Origin of the sequence: Streptomyces sp. NPDC001832 (assembly GCF_040297265.1) — a bacterium.
Classification (GTDB): domain Bacteria; phylum Actinomycetota; class Actinomycetes; order Streptomycetales; family Streptomycetaceae; genus Streptomyces.
This window is the reverse complement of the sequence record NZ_JBEOYU010000033.1, coordinates 1-19431: the sequence shown is the minus strand read 5'-3', so window position 1 is coordinate 19431 and position 19431 is coordinate 1. Positions and strand designations below refer to the sequence as shown.

Below are 19431 nucleotides of genomic sequence, written 5' to 3'. Positions count from 1 at the left end.
CTTCGGGAGCGGCAGGCTGTCGCCACGTCACCGAACACGCTGCCGCGAGAGCGGCGGGCCCGCACCGATGCGCCCCCCTGTCGCGTGCCGCTCTCGGGGAACCACGGCGCGGTCGGCGCTTCGCCGCCGATCGCGTTCTCGCCCGTCCGGCGCCGCGTGGCCGATGCTCCGCGGAGGTCGGCATCTGTACCGAAAACGGGCAGGGCCGAATTCCTGACCAGGAAAAAGCCACCGAAAACCCACGAGACACCCTCACTGCGTCACCCGAGCGGGCGAATGCGGAAACCGGTGGGAGCAGACAGCTCCGTCCACAAAATGAGGCGGGGCACACATGCCCGATATCACCAGAACTCCAGGCATGGAAATCATCTTCTACATCGGTGATGTCGGAAATGCGTGGACGTCACATCGGGAATCACAATTTCCGACGAACCAGCACTTGATCTGCGGTTGCGTCAAACGGTGCAACGTGCCGATCTCCGCGCGCCCACTGGTGGGGTCGCCAATTTCTTTTACTTCTTGACCTCCTTTTACTTATTGACCTCGCCGAAACGCCTGTGCTTCGATCTCGACAATCGATTATTCATTGACAACACAAGGAGCGTGTCCCGAATGAGAAAAATGTGGCGCCGCGCCTGCGCACTCGCAGTGGCTCCGATGGTGATGGCGTCGGCCGCCGCCTGCGGTGGCAACGACTCCGAAGATGCCGCGGGAAAGACGACCCTCCGCGTCATCGTCAACATCACCCCCAATCTGACCGAGAAATACTGGTCCGGGCTCTTCGCCCGGTACGAAAAGAGCCACCCCGATGTGAAGGTGAAGCTGGAGCTGACGGGCACGATCTCGGCCGACGCAAAGCTGACGCAGGACTTGGCAGCGGGCGACCCGCCCGACATCGCCCAGCAGATCAAGCTGACCACGGAGAACGCCTCCCTGTTCACCGACCTGTCGGACCAGCCGTGGGCGAAGGAAACCCCGCTGGTCGACCAGTACGCCCTCGACGGCAAGCGGTACATGGTCGGCGTGGGTGAGCAGATCCAGTCGCTCGTCTTCTACAACAAGGCCGCCTTCACCAAGGTAGGGGTCGACGCGACGAAGATCCAGACCATGGACCAGTTCACCACCGCGATGGGCAAGCTGAAGTCCGCGGGCTACAAGCCGCTGCAGACAGCCGGCCAGTGGGTGACGGGCTCGCAGTTCTCGATGATGGCCGACGCCGGTGTCCTCACCGAGGACCCGAAGTGGACGGTCAAGCGCAACGAGGGCAAGGTCTCCTTCACCGACAGCGGCTACGTGCGCTACCTGGAGCACTACAAGAGCTGGATCGACTCCGGCTACCTGGACAAGAGCGCCCTGGGCCTGACCTACGCGGACGGCCAGACCGCGTTCCTCAACGGCGAGTCCGCGATGTACATCATGGGCTCGTTCTTCGTTCCCGCCGCGGACGCCGCGAAGAAGAGCGACGACATCGGCGTGTTCACCATGCCGACCGACGGCGCGTACCCCTCCGGCCAGTTCGGCAACATCTCCAACCCGTATGTCGTGGTCAACAAGTCACGGCACAAGGCCGAGGCGATCGAGTTCGTCAAGTGGCTGGTCACCGACCGGGAGGCCATCAAGAGCCAGCTCGCCGCCGACGGCAATCTGCGGGGCGGCTTCAGCTATCCGATGTCCAGCCTCGGCACCGAGGTGCAGAAGGTCCTGGACAAAGCGCCGTCGGTGCTTGTCAAGTCCGGGCCCAGCCAGCCGATCGCCGGGTTCAGTGACGAGCTCAACAAGCAGATCCAGTCCCTGTACACGGGCGCGTCCGCGAAGGATGCCGCGGGCGGATTGGACAAGTGGTGGAACTCGCAGAGCTGACACGGCGGGGGCGGTCCGGCACCGCCCCCACCCGGGCGGGGCGTGAGGTGGACCGCCGGCGTGCGCGGTTTCGGGAGGCAGCCGTCTCCCTGGGCCTGATGGGACCTGCCGTGGTGCTCTACACGGTGATGACCGTCGTGCCCGTGGGCGTCGCGGTGTATCTCAGTCTGACGAACTGGGACGGGTTCTCCTCGGCCGAGTTCATCGGGCTCGACAACTACCGGCACCTGTTCGACGACCCCAGCTCGACCGATTCCTGGTACGTGACCGCCCTCATCGCCGCCGTGGGCACGCTGCTCATGGTGGGCCTGGGACTGGCCTACGCACTGGTCCTCAAGGGGCGGTCGCGGTCCAACTCGTTCTTCCGTGCGGTGGCCTACTTCCCGCACGTGATCAGCGCCCTGATCCTCGGATACCTGTGGGCGGCGATCCTCGGCACCAACGGTGCCATCAACAACACGCTCGCCAGGTTCGGTATCGAGCCGGTCGGGTTCCTCTTCGACGAGCAGTTCGCACTCATCACACTGATCGGTGTGATCGTCTGGGCCGGGTTCGGGTTCAACGTCGTGCTGTTCGTGGCCGCCCTGCAGACGGTGCCGGCCGAACTGCTGGAGGCCGCCGCGATCGACGGCGCCACCAGGCGCCAGACAAACCTGCGGGTGGTGATCCCGATGATCGCGCCGGTGGTGACCGTGGCGACCGTGCTGAACCTGGTCGGTCTGATCCGTGCCTACGACATCGTGGTGAGCCTCACCGGCGGTGGGCCCGCCGGCTCGACGCAGACGTTCTCGTACCTCATTCTCGCCCGGTCCTTCGAGGGCACCAAAGTCGGTTACGCAACCGCTCAGGCGGTCTTCCTGATGGTCGTGTCCGCCGCGTTGGCCCTCATCGTGACGGCGCTGCGCAACCGACAAGATCAAGCTGCGACAGGATAGGAGCCGGTGGTGGTGGCACTAGAGGCGGAAATCCGCGACGAGCGCACACAGTCGCCGGATCCCGACGACGCTCCCCCGGGCACGGAACAACGGGAGTCGCGCTCGGTCGTGCGCTGGGCGATGCTGGCGCTGCTGTTCGTGGTCATGATCGTGCCGGTCTACCTGCTCCTGGTGAACGCGTTCAAGTCGCAGGACGACATCCTCAACAACCCGTTCTCGCTGCCGCTGGGCGGTCTGACGCTGGAGCACCTGTCCGCCGCCGTCAACAGCCCCCAGTACAACGTCATCGGCGGCTACGGGTTCACGCTGTTCCTCGTCGTGATCGTGGACGTGCTGTGCATCGTGCTCGCAGGACCGGCTGCCTACGCGATCGCACGCAGCCTCAAACGGCGCACACAGCTGGTGCTGCTGTACTTCCTGGCCGGCACCTTCATCCCCGGCGCGGCCGTGATCATCCCGGTGATCTACGTGCTCCGTGAGATCGGGCTTGCGAACACCGTGACCGGTCTGGTCGCGCACGACGTGGCGTCGACCCTGCCAGTGAGCATCTTCCTGTTCGTCGGCTTCATCCGAACCATCCCGGTGGACATCGACCACGCGGCAACGATCGACGGCGCGGGCAGGCACCGGACCTTCTGGACGATCATCTTCCCGCTGATGCGCCCGGCGGTCGTCACCGTGCTGATTCTCAACTCGATCGGGATCTGGAACGACTTCATCAGCCCGCAGATCCTGCTCAGCCCGTCCTCGGGGCACTACACGGTGACGACGGCCATCTACGCCGGGATCAGCCAGTACTCGACGGACCTGACGAAGGTGTTCCCCAACCTTCTGCTCGCAATCGCTCCCGTGATCATCTTCTTCATCTACATGCAGCGCCACATCATCAGCGGCCTCACGGTCGGTGCGGTGAAGGGATGATCCGGGCGAACCGGTTCCATCCATCCAGCAAAGGAGAGAGGACAATGGAGTGCTGACGAAACGGTTGTCACTGCCCCTCCGCGGGCTGTGGCCCGCAGCCGCCGTGCTGGCGTCCATGTGCGTGGTGACGTCCGCCGTCCCGGCCGACGCCCATCCGGCCGGGGCCAAGGACGGCCGTACCTATTACGTCGCACCATGGGGGCGGGACACGGCCGGTGGCCGCACGCTCCTGACGCCCTTCCGGAGCATCCAGGAGTGCGCCGACACCGCGGCTCCCGGGGACACCTGCGTGATCGCGTCCGGCACATACGAGGAGACGGTCGTGCCGGCCCGTTCGGGCACGGCGGAGAAGCCGATCACCTACCGCGCCGCCAAGGGCGCCAAGGTGACGCTGAGCGGTGCCACACGGGTCCGGGGATGGTCGCCGGTCACCGGCGGCGACGTCGCCGAGATCGGCAAGACCGACCCCTACGCGCTGAATTCGGCGTTCAGCGAAGCCGTAGCGGCGGGCCGGGTCTACAGCACGGACGTCGACCTCGGATCCGACGTGACCACGGTGCAGGTCTTCACGGACAAGAAGATGGGCATCGAGGCCCAGTGGCCCTATCCCGGCCTCGACCTGCTCGACCCGGAGCTCCAGTACGCCGGTGCGGGCAGTGCGGGCGCCACGATCGCCGACGCGGATCTGACCCGCCCGGCGGGGTACTGGAACGGCGCGCGTGCGCTGACGAGCTACTGGTACGTCTCCGCCACGACCACCGTGAAGAACTCCGGCGTCGGAACGGTGGAACTGGACGCGGCGCCGCCGTGCGTCCACAAGGTCGTGCCGAAGGACACCCGATACTCGCTCTCCGGCAAGATCGGGGAGCTCTCGAACCCCGGCGAGTGGTTCTACGACCCGGACGCGAAACGGCTGTACGTGTACAGCACGGACAATCCCGCTCTGCACCGGATCGAGGCGAAGACCAGGCCGCTGGCGTTCGACCTGAAAAACACCAGCCACACCACGGTCGAGGGCATAGACCTGTTCGCCTCGACGATCAGGACCGGCCCGTCCAGCACGAACGTGACCCTGGACGGCATCACCGGCACGTACCTGTCGCACTACACCGACATCACCCGCGGCACCACCGACTGCGGCAGCTCCGTGACCCGCGGTGTCGGTGACACCGGCATCGTGATCGACGGAACGCACAACAAGATCGTCAACAGCGATCTCTCGCTGAGCGCCGGCAACGGGATCGCGCTGCGCGGGCAGAACAACACCGCCACGGACAACGTGATCCATGATGTCGACTACCTGGGTACGTACGCTGCCGGCATCGCCGTGCAGGGCAACAGCCAGACGGTCATGCACAACACCATCTACAGGGTCGGCCGCAGCGGGATCAACCTTCAGTGGGGCACCACCGAGGGCCTCGCACCGGGGCCGGACCGGATAGCCCACAACGACATCTCCCAGTACGCCCGGCTGAGCCTCGACACCGCCGGGATCTACACCTGCTGCAGCGCCGACATGATGGGGTCCTCGATCGACCACAACCTGTTGCACGACGGCACGCCCACCCCGGGCGTCACCCCGTTCGCAGTGGCCGGTGTCTACGCGGACAACGGGCAGAGCGACCTCGTGATCGCGAACAACGTGGGCTGGAACAACCTTGAAGGGACGGTGATGCTGAACGGCCTCGGCACCGGATCGCACGACAACCTCGTGTACAACAACACCGGTGGCATGACGTTGTTCTACGTCAAGGAACCGGGGCAGTCCACCGGTACCAAGATCTACAACAACATCGGCGCGATCCGGGGCCTGGCCGGTGCCACCGACGGCGGACTGGTGCTGTCGAACAACCTGCCCGCGGAGACGGATCCGCTGTTCGTCGACGCGGCGCAGCGCGACTACCGGCTGTCCGAGGGTTCCCCTGCGCGCAACCAGGCGATACCACTGCCAGGCATCAATGACGGGTCGACCGACGCGACCCCGAGCCTCGGCGCCTTCCAGTACGGTGCGCCGAAGTGGACGGCGGGCGCCCGCCGGTAGCAGCTGAGCAGCAGGAAGTGGGGCCCGAGCCGGATGTCCGGCTCGGGCCCCTCACGCTCGGCCGTGCCTCCCCGGGGCCACCGGCCTTCGTCGACCGGGGAGGCAGCGAACGGGCCGGGGTACCACGCGGCACTATTTTCTCTTCCTGGCCGCGGGAGCCTTCCGCGGCTTCTTCGCCGCGCGTGCGTCGGGCACCGGTCCTCGCCCGGCCGCATGGTCGGCGAACGCAGCGGCCGCCACGTCGGCGTCGCCGGCACGCAGCAGGCTCACGAGGCGGCCGTGCTCGTCGGCCATCGCGTGCCGGTCGCCCTCGAAGAGCGGGTCGGAGATGGCGCGCAGCGCACGCAGACTCGGCTCGATGACCTCCCACATCCGGGCCAGGAAGGGGTTGCCGGCGATCTGGGCGACCCGGGTGTGGAACTCGATGTCGACGTCGCGGAACCGGCTGACGTCGTTGGCGGCAACGGCGTCGTGCATCTGCTCCACGAGCGCGTCGAGCTCACTCAGGTGTTCTTCGGTGATGCGCCCGGTGGCGAGTTGAGCCGCCAACCGCTCCAGCGGCTCCCGCACCTGGCGGGCGTACTCCGCGTCCTGCGAGGAGATCTCAATCACGAAGTGGCCACGGCGCGGGACGTGCATCAGCAGGCCCTCACGGGCCAGTTGCTTGACCGCCTCCCGCACCGGAGCCTGGCTCACTCCGAGGCGCCGCGCGATTTCCGATTCGACCACCCGCTCGTTCGGTGCGAGGTCGCCCTCCACAATGGCCGTGCGGAGCAACTCGTACACCTGGTCGGAGATCAGGGTTTTACGGAAGCGGTCCTTGTTGGTGGCCAGCGTGGTGACGAATCCAGCCGACGCTTTCGATGCCATGAATTCCCAATCCTGCGATGGAGGGAGAGCCGGTTGTGCCATGATACGCGCTCATCGTCTATCGATGGCGAGATCCCATGACGCGGCCCATCCCATCACGCGGTCCAATAAGCCGTGGAGATTCTCATTCCACGGTTTCCAGCTGCTTCGTCAGCCATTCCAGTTTGACGACCTCGTGCGCGGGTCCACCACCCTCGTGGTCGTTGAACGGATACACACTGATCTGCTTGTCCGCCTGGTCGACCTGGTGCTTTGAGCCGTAGTGGTTGAACGCGGCGTACACGGTCGAGGGCGGGCAGATGTGATCCATCAGCCCGACCGAGAACAAGGTCGGCGCGTTCGCCCTGCGTGCCAGCGTGACACCGTCGAAGTAGGACATCGTGCGGGCCACCGTGGCCGCGTGCTCCCGGTGCAGCTTCACGAACCGCGAGACCTCGACATAGGGCTGGTGGTCGGTGATCGTGGTGGCGCGCGGGAAATGGCACAGGAACGGCACATCCGGCATGACGGCGACGAGGTCCGGGACGAGACCCGCCGCGGCCAGCGCGATCCCGCCGCCCTGGCTGGTGCCGGTGACCACGACGCGCGCCGGGTCGACGGACGGATGCGTGCGGACCGCCTCGACGGCACGCACCGCGTCGGTGAACAGGCGGCGGTAGTAGTAGCGGTGCGGGTCGAGGACGCCACGTGTGAGGAAGCCGGCTGCCGCTATGTCGCCGGCGGCGGGGTCCGGGTCGGGGGTCTCGGCACCCTGACCGCGGGTGTCCATGATGAAGTGTGCGTACCCCGCGCACGCCCACAGCCGCTTCTCGTGCGGGGCACCGCGGCCGCTTCCGTAGCCCAGGTACTCCACGACGGCCGGCAGCGGCCCGGTGCGGGTCACGGGCAGTTGCAGCCAGCCGCGGACCGGATGCCCGCCGTAGCCCGCGAAGGTCACGTCGAAGGTGTCGATCGTGGCCAGTCCGTTGTGCACCGGCTCGAACGTCGCGGCGAGCTCGAAGTCCCCCTGCTGCGCGAGGGTCTGTCGCCAGAACTCGTCGAAGTCGGCCGGCTCGGCCAGGGTGGGGCGATACCTCTCCAGCTCGTCCTGGGGCAGGTCGAAGAAAGCCATCTCGGGTCTCCACGGAGGTCGGGGCCGACTCGGCCGGTAAAAGGCGACCACTTATCGCCTATCGATGATCACATGAATCGAAGCAGGGCACTCTCAGCACTGTCAACCACACAGTCCGTACACGCGTTCGGCGGTGGTGCGCAGCACACATTCCTGCTGACCGGCGGGGAGATGGGCCAGTCCGAGCCACGCCACCGCCAGTGAATCGCCCCGGGAGCCCCGAGGCAGGCAGATCGGCCAGTCGGAGCCCATGAGGCAGCGGTCCGGGCCGAAGGAGTCCACCACGTGCCGCACCAGACGTGCCACCCGGTCAGCCGGGACCCCGTGCTGCTGGGTGAGCAGACCGGAGATCTTCACGACCACGTCGGGCGTCGCGGCCGCGCGCTCCACGTCCCGGTACCAATCCCCGAGATCCCCTTTGAGGTTGGGGGGATTGCCGAGATGGTCGACGACCACGGTCAGGCCAGGATGCCGGGCGGCCGCCTCGGCCGCGGCCCGCAGGGCGCCGGTACCGAGGTTGAGTTCGAGCACCACACCGGCCTCGGCCAGCACCGGGACGAGCGCGCGGGCCGGCGGCGGCGTGTCCGCCCAGGCCGGTCCGCCCAGACGCATCCCGTTGGGCCGTGTGTCGCCCAGGCCGTCCAGGAGCCCCCGGAAGCGATCCGGACCCGCCTCCCCGTGGACGTGCAGGTTCGCCACGTATCCAGCGACGAGATCAGGCCGGCGCAGGCGCAGGTCGCGCAGGGCGAGCGTCTCGCCGGTATCGCCGCGGGACGCCTCGACCAGGACGGTTCCGGTCAGGCCGAGGTCGGCACCCGCGTCCTCCAGATCACCGGAGGAGAAGGACCGGTGGTGCACGGAATCCGGACGGATCCAGGGGAACCCCTCCCCCGGGTTCCACAGATGCGCATGACAGTCGATCACGGACGACTTCCTTTCCGGAGGCGCTGCCGAGTATTGACACGTCGGCCCCCGCCAGTGAGTCTAGCCATCGGTAATCGATGGGCGATTGTGAGGGGCCGGGTGTTCTTGATGCTCATAACCGGGCAAATCTGCGGAATGTCCGCGGCAGGAGTGGCGCACCGATGACGACCACCGCCGACGCCGCACATGTGCCGCAAGTGCGTGCGACCCGCCGTGTCACTGATGTTCCCCGGTGGGCCGCCCTCGAACGGGAGCTGTTCGCCGTCCAGGACAAGGCGTGGCGTGTCTTCGCCGACCGCTACACCGAGCGCGACGGCCGCCTCGTCTTCCGCGGCGGACTGGGAGAGGGGCTCGACGGCCGCGACGGCGTGGACGACTTCTACGAGCCGTTCTTCAACTGGCCGACGCTCTATCTGCTGGGCGGCAGCGCGGATCTGCTGACCGCGGCACGGCGGCACTGGCACGGAGTCTCCGAGCAGCTCACGGAGATGGGCATGCTGGAGAGCGGCCTGGAGCGCGGCTACGACTGGTTCCACCAGGGCGAGGGGCTGCTCCTCTTCTACGGCCTGTGCCTCGCCGACCCCGGCGACACACAACTGCGGGAAATGGCCGGCCGCTTCGCCGACTTCTATCTGCCGGGCGGTCCCAACTACGACGCCGAGCACCGCGTGATCCGTGCCCCGCACAACGGCTCCGCCGGCCCGCGCTGGGGCTTCAGTGACCACGACACGTACTTTCCGTGGAGCCTCGCCCTGCGCCCCTACGGGCTGCCGCTCGACGGGGTCGACGACATCACGTCCTTCGACGAGCTCGCCGCCTCCCCCGAGCGCGCCCGCGCCTACGGCCGGGCGATGTGGGACCGGATGGGCCGCGGTGACACCCTCGTGAACCTGGCCGCGACGGGGCTCGCCGCCAATGCGTACCTGTTCGGCGGGGACCAACGCTACGCGGACTGGGTGGCCGAGTACGTCGGCGTGTGGCGGGAGCGGCTCGCCGGGCACGACGTCGTACCCGACAACGCCGGGCTGCACGGCGAGGTGGGAGAGTATCTGGACGGCCGGTGGTACGGCGGCCACTACGGCTGGTCGTGGCCGCACGGGCTCTCGCCGGTCGGGAGCGCCACCCTCGTCGGAGCATCCAACGCGACGCTGCTCACCGGCGACCGGTCCTTCCTCGACCTGGCCCGCAACCCGCTGGACGCGGTGCTGCGCCAGGCCGAGCACCGGAGCGCCGACGAGATGGGAACCCTGGGCGAGCGCTGGGAACCGCATCTGCGGACGATGACCGAAGAGCGCACGCTCATGGTGCCCCAGCGGCACAACGACTCCGGCTGGTTCGACTTCACGATCATGCCCGGCCAACTTCCTTTGTCACTCTGGCATTTCAGCCGCGATGCGGTGGACCGGGAACGCATCGAGCAGCTGCGGGCCGGATCGAACTGGGACTGGACGGCAGTGCACACCCAGCGCATCAAGGACGAGGCCGGGCACGAGGAACCGTGGTACGAGTTCCTCCAGGGCCGCAATCCGGACTTCCCCGAGCGGATGCTGCGCAGCGCCATCGCCTCCTGCGCCGAACGGGTCGAGGCCATCGAGAACGACCCGGTGGATCCGGCCGTGGGCCCCGATGCGCTGGACATCCATCACTGGCAGCACCTCAATCCCGTGGTCACCGAGGCCCTGCTGCAACTGACCACCGGATCGCCGCAGGTGCTCTACAACGGCGGACTGGCCCAACTGCATCTGCGCTACCACGACGCCCTCGACCCACGGCCCGGACTGCCCCCGGACGTCGCGGCGCTCGTGTCCGACATCCGACCGGACCACACCGTGGTGGAGCTGGTCAACCTCGGCGGCACCGATCGCTCGGTGATCGTGCAGGCGGGTTCGTTCGCGGAACACCTCGTGCACACTGCCCGCGTCGACGACGGACCGGCGCAGGACGTCGGTGGACCGTACTGCCGGGTCGAGCTGCCCGGAGCCACACGGGTACGGCTGACGCTGACGATGACGTTGCGCGACGGCCGTCCGACGTACCGGTCCCCGTGGGAGGTGGCTCGATGACCGGCGCGCCGACGCACCGGGCCCCTTCACGGCTGCCCTTCGACCTGCCCCGGCTCGGGATCGGCACGGCGCCACTGGGCGGGTTGTTCCAGGAGGTGTCGGAACAGGACGCGGTCGCGACGCTGGAGGCCGCGGCAGTGGCCGGCATCACCTACTTCGACACCGCTCCGCGCTATGGGCACGGACAGGCCGAGGACCGTCTCGGCCGGCTGCTGGCCCCGGCCGGGATCGCCGAGCCGGTGATCTCCACGAAGACGGGGTGGCTGCTGCGGCCCGAGCCGGACGGCTCGCCGGGCACCGTGGAGACCGACTGGACGGAGCGCGGGATCCGTGCATCGCTGGAGTCGAGTCTGACGCGGCTGCAGCGGCAGTCGGTCGACATCCTGTACCTGCACGACCCGGACGACTACCCGGACGAGATCCGGCGTACGGCCTACCCGGCGGTACGCCGCCTCAAGGACGAGGGGCTGGTCCGGGCGATCGGATTCGGGATGAACCACGGCGAGCGCCTTGCCGCGTACGTGGCGGAGTTCGAGGTGGACGTCGTCCTCATCGCCGGCCGCTTCTCCCTGCTCGACCACGAGGCGTTGACGACCCTCCTGCCGCTGTGCGCGAAGGCCGGCACCGCCGTGGTCGTGGGCGGGGTCTTCAACACCGGTCTGCTCGCCGACCCGTCGCACGACGCCATGTTCAACTACCGACCGGTGCCTGCTCAGGCGCTGGCTCGCGCACAGCGGTGCCGCGAGATCTGCGCCGAGTCCGGGGTTCCGCTCGCCGCGGCCGCGATCCAGTTCCCGTACCTGCATGCCGCCGTCACATCGGTCGTGGTCGGCTGCCGGTCGGCGGCCGAGGTGACGGCGAACGCCGCGGCATCCCGGTTCCCGATCCCGGACCGGCTGTGGCAACGGCTCGCCGAGGAGGGTTTCGTGCCTCCGCAGTTGCTGACCGATTAGCCCGGACGGGCTCGGACCCGCCCCGGCCCATCCGTGGGCCGGGGCGGGAACGGGGGTCGGGGCGGCGCCCGGAACGGGGTCAGGCGAAGGTGATGTTCTCCGCCTGCGGACCCTTCTGGCCCTGGGTGATATCGAAGGTGACCGCCTGGCCCTCCTGGAGCTCACGGAAGCCGGTGGCGTTGATGTTGGAGTAGTGCGCGAAGACGTCCGGGCCCCCGCCGTCCTGCTGGATGAAACCGAAACCCTTTTCGGAGTTGAACCACTTCACGGTACCGCTGGCCATGCTCATGCCTCCCAGTCGAAACGGGATCCACACCGTGTGGTCCCGGAGGTGATCGTCCTGGCCCGTTGGCACTGCACAGCGAGAAGCCCGCGCCGGGGCGCGGGCAGATACTGCGAACCACGACATCTGAAAGGTGACGCTACACGCAGAAACCGTCCCTCACCAGAGAGCAACGACCGCTCGCTGCAGTTCGACGACACCGATCCCACTGCAGGGCGATCGTGCGGCATCCGCCCTTCGCGTACGGCTCGGGAGCCTCGCGTTTGTCGTGGACCGCAACGGTTGTGCTCCGAGTGCCGATCCTCCGGGCCTTCCATTCGAGTGTCCGGGCCGCCCGCGTTCTCGTTCCGGCACGAAACGCCAGCAAGACGGAGGTCGGCACTGTTCGGCCAACTCCTTTGATTGTGTACCTTGTTGATGCCGACGAGGAAAAGCAACGTGGCTTGCGGGGGACCTCATGGAGTTGGACAGTGCTGCGCCGAGCGACGCCGCTGTTGCGCGGGTCATGGACGTCGAGGGGCAGCCGGCCGGGGCTGGATTTCTTACGCGGCGGAACGAAGTGATCACCTGTGCGCATGTGGTGGCCATGGCGCTCGGCCTTCGCCGTGATGTGACCGATCGGCCCACCGGGCAACTATGGGTGGATTTCCCGCTGACCGAACCAGGTCTGCGGGTGGAGGCGCGGATCGAGTCCTGGACGCCGATCGGTGCCGACGGAAGCGGAGACATCGCTGTACTGCGGCTGCTCACCGACGCCCCGCCCAAAGCGCGGGTGGCGCGCCTGGTGGAGAACGTCGCGGGTCCCGATCGTCGTGTCCGTACGTTCGGGTTCCCGGACGGGTACGGCGACGGTACGTGGAGCGTCGGCTGGCTGCGTGGCCGGCAGGGCACCGGATGGCTCCAGTACGACACCGATCCGGCCAGCCAGCATCGCGTGGAGCGTGGTTTCTCCGGCGCACCGGTCTGGGACGTCGACGAGGGCGGCGTGGTCGGCATGGTCGTCGCGGTTGACAGCGGGTCGAGCGTCCGGACCGCGTATCTGATCCCGACGGAGAAGCTGCGCGAAAGCTGGTCCTCACTGAGCGAGGCGTCCCTGACGGCCTGCCCGTTCCGGTCCCTGGAACCCTTCCAGGAGCGGGACGCCCGGCTGTTCCACGGCCGGGACGAACCGGCCCGCCAAATCGTCGACCTGCTCGGACACGCTCCGGTAACCAGCTTGGTCGGCCCGTCGGGAAGCGGAAAGTCCTCGCTGCTCTACGCGGGGGTACTGCCGCGGCTGCGAGAGCGCGCGCCCGATCTGGGGGTCGTGAGCTTCCGGCCCGGGCAGCTGGGCAGAACACCGCTCACCGCGCTGGCGCTGGCGCTGCTCCCCCTGTTGGAAGCCGATCTGACCGAGACCGCTCGTCTCGCCGAGCTTCCCAGGCTGACCGAGTTGCTGCGGCAGGGACAGATGCCGGCGATCGTCGACCGGGTGCTGGCGCGGCAGGGGAAACAGCGGCTGCTGGTGATCGCCGACCAGTTCGAAGAGGCGCTCCTCGACTTCGGACAGGCAGACCTCGATCCGCTCGCGGACGCCCTGGCGTATTCCTTGCAGGCCAGCTCCCGCCTGCGGGTCCTGATCAGCTTGCGTGCAGACTTCCTCACCTCCGCCCTGAACCACCCGACGCTGGTTCCGCTGCTCGGCGGAGACCGTCTGTTCACGGTCGGCGCGATGTCGGCCACTGAACTTCGTGCCGCGGTGGTGCGTCCGCTGGAGACCTCAGGGGTGGCGTACGAACCCGGCTTGGTCGACCGGATCCTGAGTGATCTGGGGACGGATCCCGGACGGCTTCCGCTGTTGGAGTTCACCCTGACGAAACTGTGGGAACGCCAGCAGCGCGGGGTGATCAATCACGCCGCGTACGAGGCGCTGGGACGCGTCAACGACGCGCTGGTCAATCACGCCGAGCAGGTGTGGACCAGCGGCCTCACGGAGGAGGAGCACAGCGGGGCGAGGGCGCTGCTTGTCCAGCTGGTGCACCCGGCCGACGAGCGCGCGCCCACCCGCCGCACAGTGGCCCGCTCGGAGCTGCCGCCCGACCAGTGGCGGATCGCCCAGCGACTGATGAGTACGCGTCTGGTGGTGCCCGGCGAGGAATTCCGCCCGGGCGGCGGACCGCCGGAGGAGACGGTCGAGCTGGCACACGAGACGTTACTGACTCAGTGGCGCCGGCTCAGGGAGTTCGTCGAGGCCGACCACGAGTTCCGCAGCTGGCAAGAGAGCATCCGGCGGCGGATCGTACGGTGGGAGTCCCGCAAACGCGGCGGACGCGGTCTGCTGAACGGTGCAGAACTGAGCAGCGCGGAGCTGCGTGAGGCGCGTGCGTGGCGAAGCAGCCGGGAAAATGAACTGAGCCCGGCGGAGAAGGCGTTCATCGAAGCCGCTGCCCGGGGGGCACGCCATCGCCTGCTCGCACTCACAGCGATGGTGACGTCGGTCGCCCTCCTCGTGGGCCTGTTCTTCTGGGTGGACCGGAACAACACTCGCGAAGATGCAGCCGGCCAGGCTTCCCGTGTGCTGGCCCAACAGTCACGCGACGCCCAGGAAAGCGTCACCACCGGGGGTTCCTACACAGCGCTGCTCCTGGCACTGCGCGCCTACCGCACCCGGGACACAGCGGAGACGAGGGCGCTGGTCGGCGATATGTACGGGCGCTACGGCTTCGCCGACCTGCTCGTCCCCAGATACATGTCCACGGCCTCGCTTCTGACCGACTCGGACGGCAGTCCGCCGACGCAGTCCGTCACCGACACCGCGGGGCGGGTCATCGTCTCAACAGCCGCCGACGGCGAAGCAGTGGTCTGGAGCAGCAACGGCTCGGGGGTGATCCGCCTGCCCACCGGCAGGAACGCCGACATCACGGCTGTCAGTCGGGATGGCTCCCTGGTGGCCATGGCCGAGCCCTCGCTCCTGGACGCAGGCCAGGCACCGGATGTACGAGGGAAACCGGCCCTCGTGTACGACACAACAACCCGGAAGGTCGTAGAACTCGAGCGCCCTCAGGAAGGGGACGCATTCCCGAAGTTCGACGACGATGACCTTCTCCCTGAGCTGAAGCTGCCCGACATCCCGGATATACCCGGCCTCGCAATGCCGACTCAGTATGCGCGGTTCGCCTTCGCGCCCGGGAACAAACTACTGATCGGCCAGACGGGCCTCTACGGCCAAGGGGGTCGCTTTGTCATTTGGGATCTGACCGACGGTCGGATACAAAGAATTTTGCCCGGCCCCAGCGAGTCCGTCGACGACATGTGGGTGCACTCGGACGGCAAGAGCCTCGTCACGCTGAGCCAGGACTACAAGCTGAAGGACGGTACGACGCATGGCGTGGTGAAGCTCTGGGATCTCGGCGGGGCGGCGCCGAAGCAGCAGTCCGTGCTCACGTGGAAGAACGCGTCCGGCGTCGTCACGGCAACGGACGTAAGCCCGGATCTCACCCGCTTGGCAATCGTCGAAGGGCGACAGGACGGCTTGAAGGTGGCCACGACTGTGACCGTCCACGAATTGCCGAGCGGGAAACGCCTGAGCCGGAAGCGGTTTCGGATCGAGGATGTGCCGACCGGTGTCACCGTGGCCGCCGCAGCAGGACCCGTGCGCATGTACAGCCTGACTCCGGGGTCGGCCCGGACCGCCGGTGACCTGGTGACCCGGATCGGGGGCTCGTGGCAGACGGTGGACCTGCTGGGCGCAAAGGACGGTGAGTCGCCCGCGTTGCTCTTCGATCCCGGGCTGATCGCCCTCGTCGGACCCGCCGAGGGCGCCGACGCATGGAGCAGGCTCCCGCGGCCGGTGGACACACCACCCGGTACCTCGGCGTCACCGTCACGACCTGCGTCGGCGATGCGGCCCAAGGAGCAGATGAGGCACTTGTGCCGAATTCTGGGCGATGAAAAGCTCCCGTCCGCCGCAGAGGGAAAATTGCCGCCCGGGGCATATCGGGGAGCGTTGTGCTCATAACCACAGCTACGGGACAGCCATTAGGGGGAACGCATGGCCGAGGGAACGCAGCTCATCTGGGTGCCGCTGGACATGGAGGGCAACGGCGAACAGGTGCTGGTGGAGGTGGGGGCGCAGACGTCGGGCATTGTGAGGGCCGCCCGTCCGGGTGAGATCGCAGGGACGGCTGCGCGGACGCTGGCCGACAGCTTCGACCAGGTCCGTGCTGCGGCCGAGTCGCTGCTGGACAGGCTGACCACACTTTCCAGTCCGCCGGACACAGTCGAGGTCGAACTCGGGGTGAAGATCAATGCCGAAGCCGGTGCGATCATCGCGAAGACGGCGGCTGAGGGAAATTTCACCGTCAGGCTGACGTGGCAGAAACCCGGTGAGAGCGGCTGACCCGCTGCGTCGGAACACCCCGCCGACGTCAGCACCGGCTCCTCCCCCGTGTTGGCGGTGCCGAAGCGGCGTGTGCCGCCGGGTGGAGGGACGCGGAGGGGCGCACCATGGAAGGGCGCAAGCACGACATGGGGGTGACCTGGCAGGAGTCCGGCGGTGGCACGTGGACGGTTGCGGATCTACCTCGGGGCCGCCCCCGGGGTAGGGAAGACGTACGCCATGCTCACGGAAGGGCAGCGGCTGCGTTCGCTGGGCGCGGATGTCGTCGTGGGCTTCGTCGAGCCGCACGGGCGTCGACCGACCGCAGCCATGGCCGACGGTCTGGAGACGATTCCCCGGCGCACCCTGGCTCATCGCGGTGCGGCCTTCACCGAGATGGATTCCGACGCGGTGCTGGCCCGCCGTCCCCAGGTGGCGCTGGTCGACGAGTTGGCCCACTCCAACATTCCGGGGGCCCGCAACACCAAGCGGTGGCAGGACGTCGAGGACCTCCTGGACGCCGGCATCGACGTCGTCACCACGCTCAACGTCCAGCACCTGGAATCCCTCAACGACGTGGTCCGCCAAATCACCGGGGTCAGGCAGCATGAGACCCTGCCCGACGAGGTGGCGCGTCGCGCCGACCAGATCGAGCTGGTCGATCTCCCGCCCGAGGTACTGCGCCGCCGCATGGTGCACGGCGACATCTACCCACCGGACCGCATCGAATCTGCCCTCACCCACTACTTCCGGGTCGGAAACCTCACCGCACTGCGCGAACTCGCCCTGCTGTGGCTCGCCGATCGGGTGGAGGAGGGGCTGCAGCGCTACCGGGCCGAACACGGCATCTCCGCACCCTGGGAGACCCGTGAGCGGATCCTGGTGGCTCTGAGCGGTGGCCCGGAGGGCGAGACCCTCATCCGCCGTGCCGCGCGGATGAGCGCCCGCACCCCCGGCACCGAGTTGCTGGCCCTCCACGTGGTCCCGGAGGACGGGCTCGTCGGCCTCGACCCGGCGGCACTGGACACCCAGCGCACCCTCTTGGAGTCGCTCGGCGGCAGCTACCACCAAACCACGGGCGAAGACGTTGTCGCCGCCCTGCTCCAGTTCGCCGAGGCGGAGAACGTCACTCAGATCGTGCTGGGCGCGAGCCGGCACGGCCGGCTCGTCTCCTTCCTGAGAGCAGGTGTGGGAGAGCGGACGATCAAGGGGTCCGGCCCCGTCGACGTGCACATCGTCACGCATGAGGAGGCAGCCGGCATCGCTGTGCCGAGGCTTCCGCATCCGAGCCGTGGCATGGGCCCGAGACGGCACTGGTCCGCGTTGGCCGGTGCTGTGGTGCTACTGCCCGTACTGACTCTCCTGCTGACCGCGCTGAGAGGCCACCTCGGCTTCTCCAGCGCCTTGGTGATCTATCTGCTCGCCGTCGTCGTGGTCGCTTTGACCGGCGGTCTCTACCCCGCTCTGTTCGCCGCCTTCGCCGCGGCACTGCTCGCCGACTATTACGTCGCGGCGCCGGTGCACTCACTGACCATGGAGCGCCCCGACGAGATCACGGCGTTTATGGTCTTCATCGCCACGGCCGTCCTCGTCGGCACTGCCGCGGGCGCGGCTGCGCAGCGCACGCACGAGGCCGTGCGCGCGACGTCAGAGGCGAGGGCGTTGAGCCGCCTGGCCTCCGCCATGATGCGCGGTCAGGATCTGCCGGCACTCATGGAGCAGATCCGGGAGTACTTCGGCCTGGCCGCTGTCAGCCTGCTCGAAAGGGACCCGGAAGCAACTCCGGCCCCCCGCTGGTACGTGGTCGCCAGTGCAGGGGAACGGCCGCCGGAAAGGCCCTACGAGGCGGATGTGGAGAGCCCGGTCGACGACGATCTCACGCTGGCAGCCCGCGGCACAGGACTGAGTACGGAGGACCAGCGCGTTCTTGCAACGTGTGCTGCCGAGTTGGGGCTGGCCCATGTCCAGGGGCGGATCGCCGGGCGTTCCGGTGGTAACAAAGCCCTCGCCGACGCCGAACGCACCCGGGCGTCCCTGCTTCTCGCAGCAGGCCGCGATCTGCGTGCTCCGCTGCACATCGCCGAAGAGGCGCTCCTGCGTTTGCGGCGTGGACGTGCCGGGGAGCCGGCCCCGGAAGAGGCACAGTTGCTGGACGCCGCCCGCGTGGCCGTGCACCGCGCGGCGCAGCTGGTCACCGATCTCGGCGATCTGAGTCGCCTGCATGCCGGGGCACTCGATCTCTATCTCCGCCCGGTCGACCTCAACGAAGTACTGGGCGCCGCCTTGGACGACCTTGGGCCCGGCGGCCACTCGATCGTTCTGCGCCTGCCGGAGCAGCTGCCCGACGTGATCGCCGACGCTGCTCTCCTCACCCGCGCCCTGACCGCCCTCGGCGCCGACGCACTGCGCCACAGCCCGCCAGACCGGCCTCCCGTCTTCACCGCCGAGGTCCGGGGTGACCGTATGGAGATCCGGGTGGTGGACGGGATGCTTGAGCGGGGTCGGGAGTCGAGCACAGCTGTTTCCCGGGCACCGGGTACAAGGGTTGACAGTCTGGCTCTGCGGCTGTCGCGCGACCTGGCCGAGGCCATGGACGGGGCTCTGGAGGCCACCACCGAGGAGGCCGAGGCCGCCTTCTCGGTGACGCTCACTCTTCCGAGCGCCGCGCCCGGCGGCGGCGCGACGTCCGGCTGCGCCGGATGACTCCTTGCGGGCCACTCACCCGACCGGCCCGCGGAGTGTCAGGGCACCCCCGAAGTCAACTGATATAGCGTCAGGAACGAATCATCGCAACCATATTCCAGCTGGGGCGAACAGCCCCGCCCCTGACGCCTCTGCGAGGTGCCTCGCGCATGTCGGATGCCGCGTTCATCGGCCTCACGGTCGTGGTCTTCGCCCTTGTCGGCCTGGCCGCCAAGGGAGTCGGACGCCTGTGAGCACGGAGAACCTCGTCGGCCTGATCGTGGCCGCGTGCCTCGTGATCTACCTGGTCGTCTGCCTGATCTTCCCCGAGAAGTTCTAGTGCCGCGGCAGGCAACGTTTGCCCGTCAAGGAGCGGCGTCCGGTGCGTGCTCTCGGCGTGCCGGCCGGAAGCCCTCGTACTGGACGTACTT

General features: G+C 67.9%; 14 protein-coding genes. 10 read left to right on the top strand and 4 right to left on the bottom strand.

What is annotated here, in order from left to right; translation table 11 throughout:
- Positions 1-612 precede the first annotated feature (612 nt).
- The 4 genes from ABT115_RS22865 to ABT115_RS22850 all read left to right on the top strand — a co-directional run bounded on the left by ABT115_RS22865 (position 613) and on the right by ABT115_RS22850 (position 5757).
- Complete coding sequence (locus tag ABT115_RS22865) at positions 613-1860, top strand: ABC transporter substrate-binding protein (protein ID WP_351792853.1); 1248 nt, start codon at positions 613-615, stop codon at positions 1858-1860.
- The gene (locus ABT115_RS22860) at positions 1839-2795 is read left to right on the top strand and encodes a carbohydrate ABC transporter permease (RefSeq protein WP_351792850.1); all 957 of its coding nucleotides are present in this window, start codon (positions 1839-1841) and stop codon (positions 2793-2795) included. Before ABT115_RS22865 ends, ABT115_RS22860 begins: the two co-directional genes overlap by 22 nt.
- Before the next feature lie 9 nt (positions 2796-2804).
- Entirely contained in the window at positions 2805-3716 is a 912-nt protein-coding gene (locus ABT115_RS22855) for a carbohydrate ABC transporter permease (protein WP_351792847.1), read from the top strand.
- A 64-nt stretch (positions 3717-3780) separates the two neighbouring features.
- On the top strand, positions 3781-5757 hold the full coding sequence (locus tag ABT115_RS22850) for a right-handed parallel beta-helix repeat-containing protein (protein ID WP_351792844.1): 1977 nt from the start codon (positions 3781-3783) through the stop codon (positions 5755-5757).
- A 132-nt stretch (positions 5758-5889) separates the two neighbouring features.
- Here ABT115_RS22850 and ABT115_RS22845 read toward each other — a convergent pair whose 3' ends face one another.
- The 3 genes from ABT115_RS22845 to ABT115_RS22835 all read right to left on the bottom strand — a co-directional run bounded on the left by ABT115_RS22845 (position 5890) and on the right by ABT115_RS22835 (position 8662).
- Positions 5890-6627 (bottom strand): GntR family transcriptional regulator, encoded by a 738-nt coding sequence (locus ABT115_RS22845; protein ID WP_351792842.1) that lies wholly within the window; start codon positions 6625-6627, stop codon positions 5890-5892.
- Between the two features lie 124 nt (positions 6628-6751).
- On the bottom strand, positions 6752-7738 hold the full coding sequence (locus ABT115_RS22840) for an acetylxylan esterase (protein ID WP_351792839.1): 987 nt from the start codon (positions 7736-7738) through the stop codon (positions 6752-6754).
- Positions 7739-7840: 102 nt separating this feature from the next.
- Positions 7841-8662 (bottom strand): amidohydrolase family protein, encoded by an 822-nt coding sequence (locus tag ABT115_RS22835; RefSeq protein WP_351792837.1) that lies wholly within the window; start codon positions 8660-8662, stop codon positions 7841-7843.
- Positions 8663-8823: 161 nt separating this feature from the next.
- Between ABT115_RS22835 and ABT115_RS22830 the strand changes: the two genes are divergently transcribed.
- Both ABT115_RS22830 and ABT115_RS22825 read left to right on the top strand, forming a co-directional pair.
- Complete coding sequence (locus tag ABT115_RS22830; protein ID WP_351792834.1) at positions 8824-10725, top strand: DUF8034 domain-containing protein; 1902 nt, start codon at positions 8824-8826, stop codon at positions 10723-10725.
- Positions 10722-11678 carry an aldo/keto reductase gene (locus tag ABT115_RS22825; protein WP_351792831.1) on the top strand — a complete coding sequence of 319 codons (957 nt, stop codon included), beginning with the start codon at positions 10722-10724 and terminating at the stop codon, positions 11676-11678. The genes ABT115_RS22830 and ABT115_RS22825 overlap by 4 nt, the downstream gene beginning before the upstream one ends.
- A gap of 79 nt (positions 11679-11757) precedes the next feature.
- Here the strand turns inward: ABT115_RS22825 and ABT115_RS22820 are convergent, their stop codons facing one another.
- Positions 11758-11961, bottom strand: coding sequence for a cold-shock protein (locus ABT115_RS22820; RefSeq protein WP_351792828.1), 204 nt, complete (start codon positions 11959-11961; stop codon positions 11758-11760).
- Positions 11962-12418: 457 nt separating this feature from the next.
- On the opposite strand from ABT115_RS22820, the gene ABT115_RS22815 reads away from it, so the two are divergent.
- From ABT115_RS22815 to kdpF, 4 genes are all read left to right on the top strand, one after another.
- On the top strand, positions 12419-15958 hold the full coding sequence (locus ABT115_RS22815; RefSeq protein ID WP_351792825.1) for an nSTAND1 domain-containing NTPase: 3540 nt from the start codon (positions 12419-12421) through the stop codon (positions 15956-15958).
- A 33-nt stretch (positions 15959-15991) separates the two neighbouring features.
- Positions 15992-16339, top strand: coding sequence for a CU044_2847 family protein (locus ABT115_RS22810; RefSeq protein WP_351792822.1), 348 nt, complete (start codon positions 15992-15994; stop codon positions 16337-16339).
- 156 nt (positions 16340-16495) lie between these two features.
- Positions 16496-19021, top strand: coding sequence for a sensor histidine kinase (locus ABT115_RS22805; protein ID WP_351792821.1), 2526 nt, complete (start codon positions 16496-16498; stop codon positions 19019-19021).
- A 229-nt stretch (positions 19022-19250) separates the two neighbouring features.
- Entirely contained in the window at positions 19251-19340 is a 90-nt protein-coding gene (gene kdpF / locus ABT115_RS22800) for a K(+)-transporting ATPase subunit F (RefSeq protein ID WP_351792818.1), read from the top strand.
- Positions 19341-19431 lie beyond the last annotated feature (91 nt).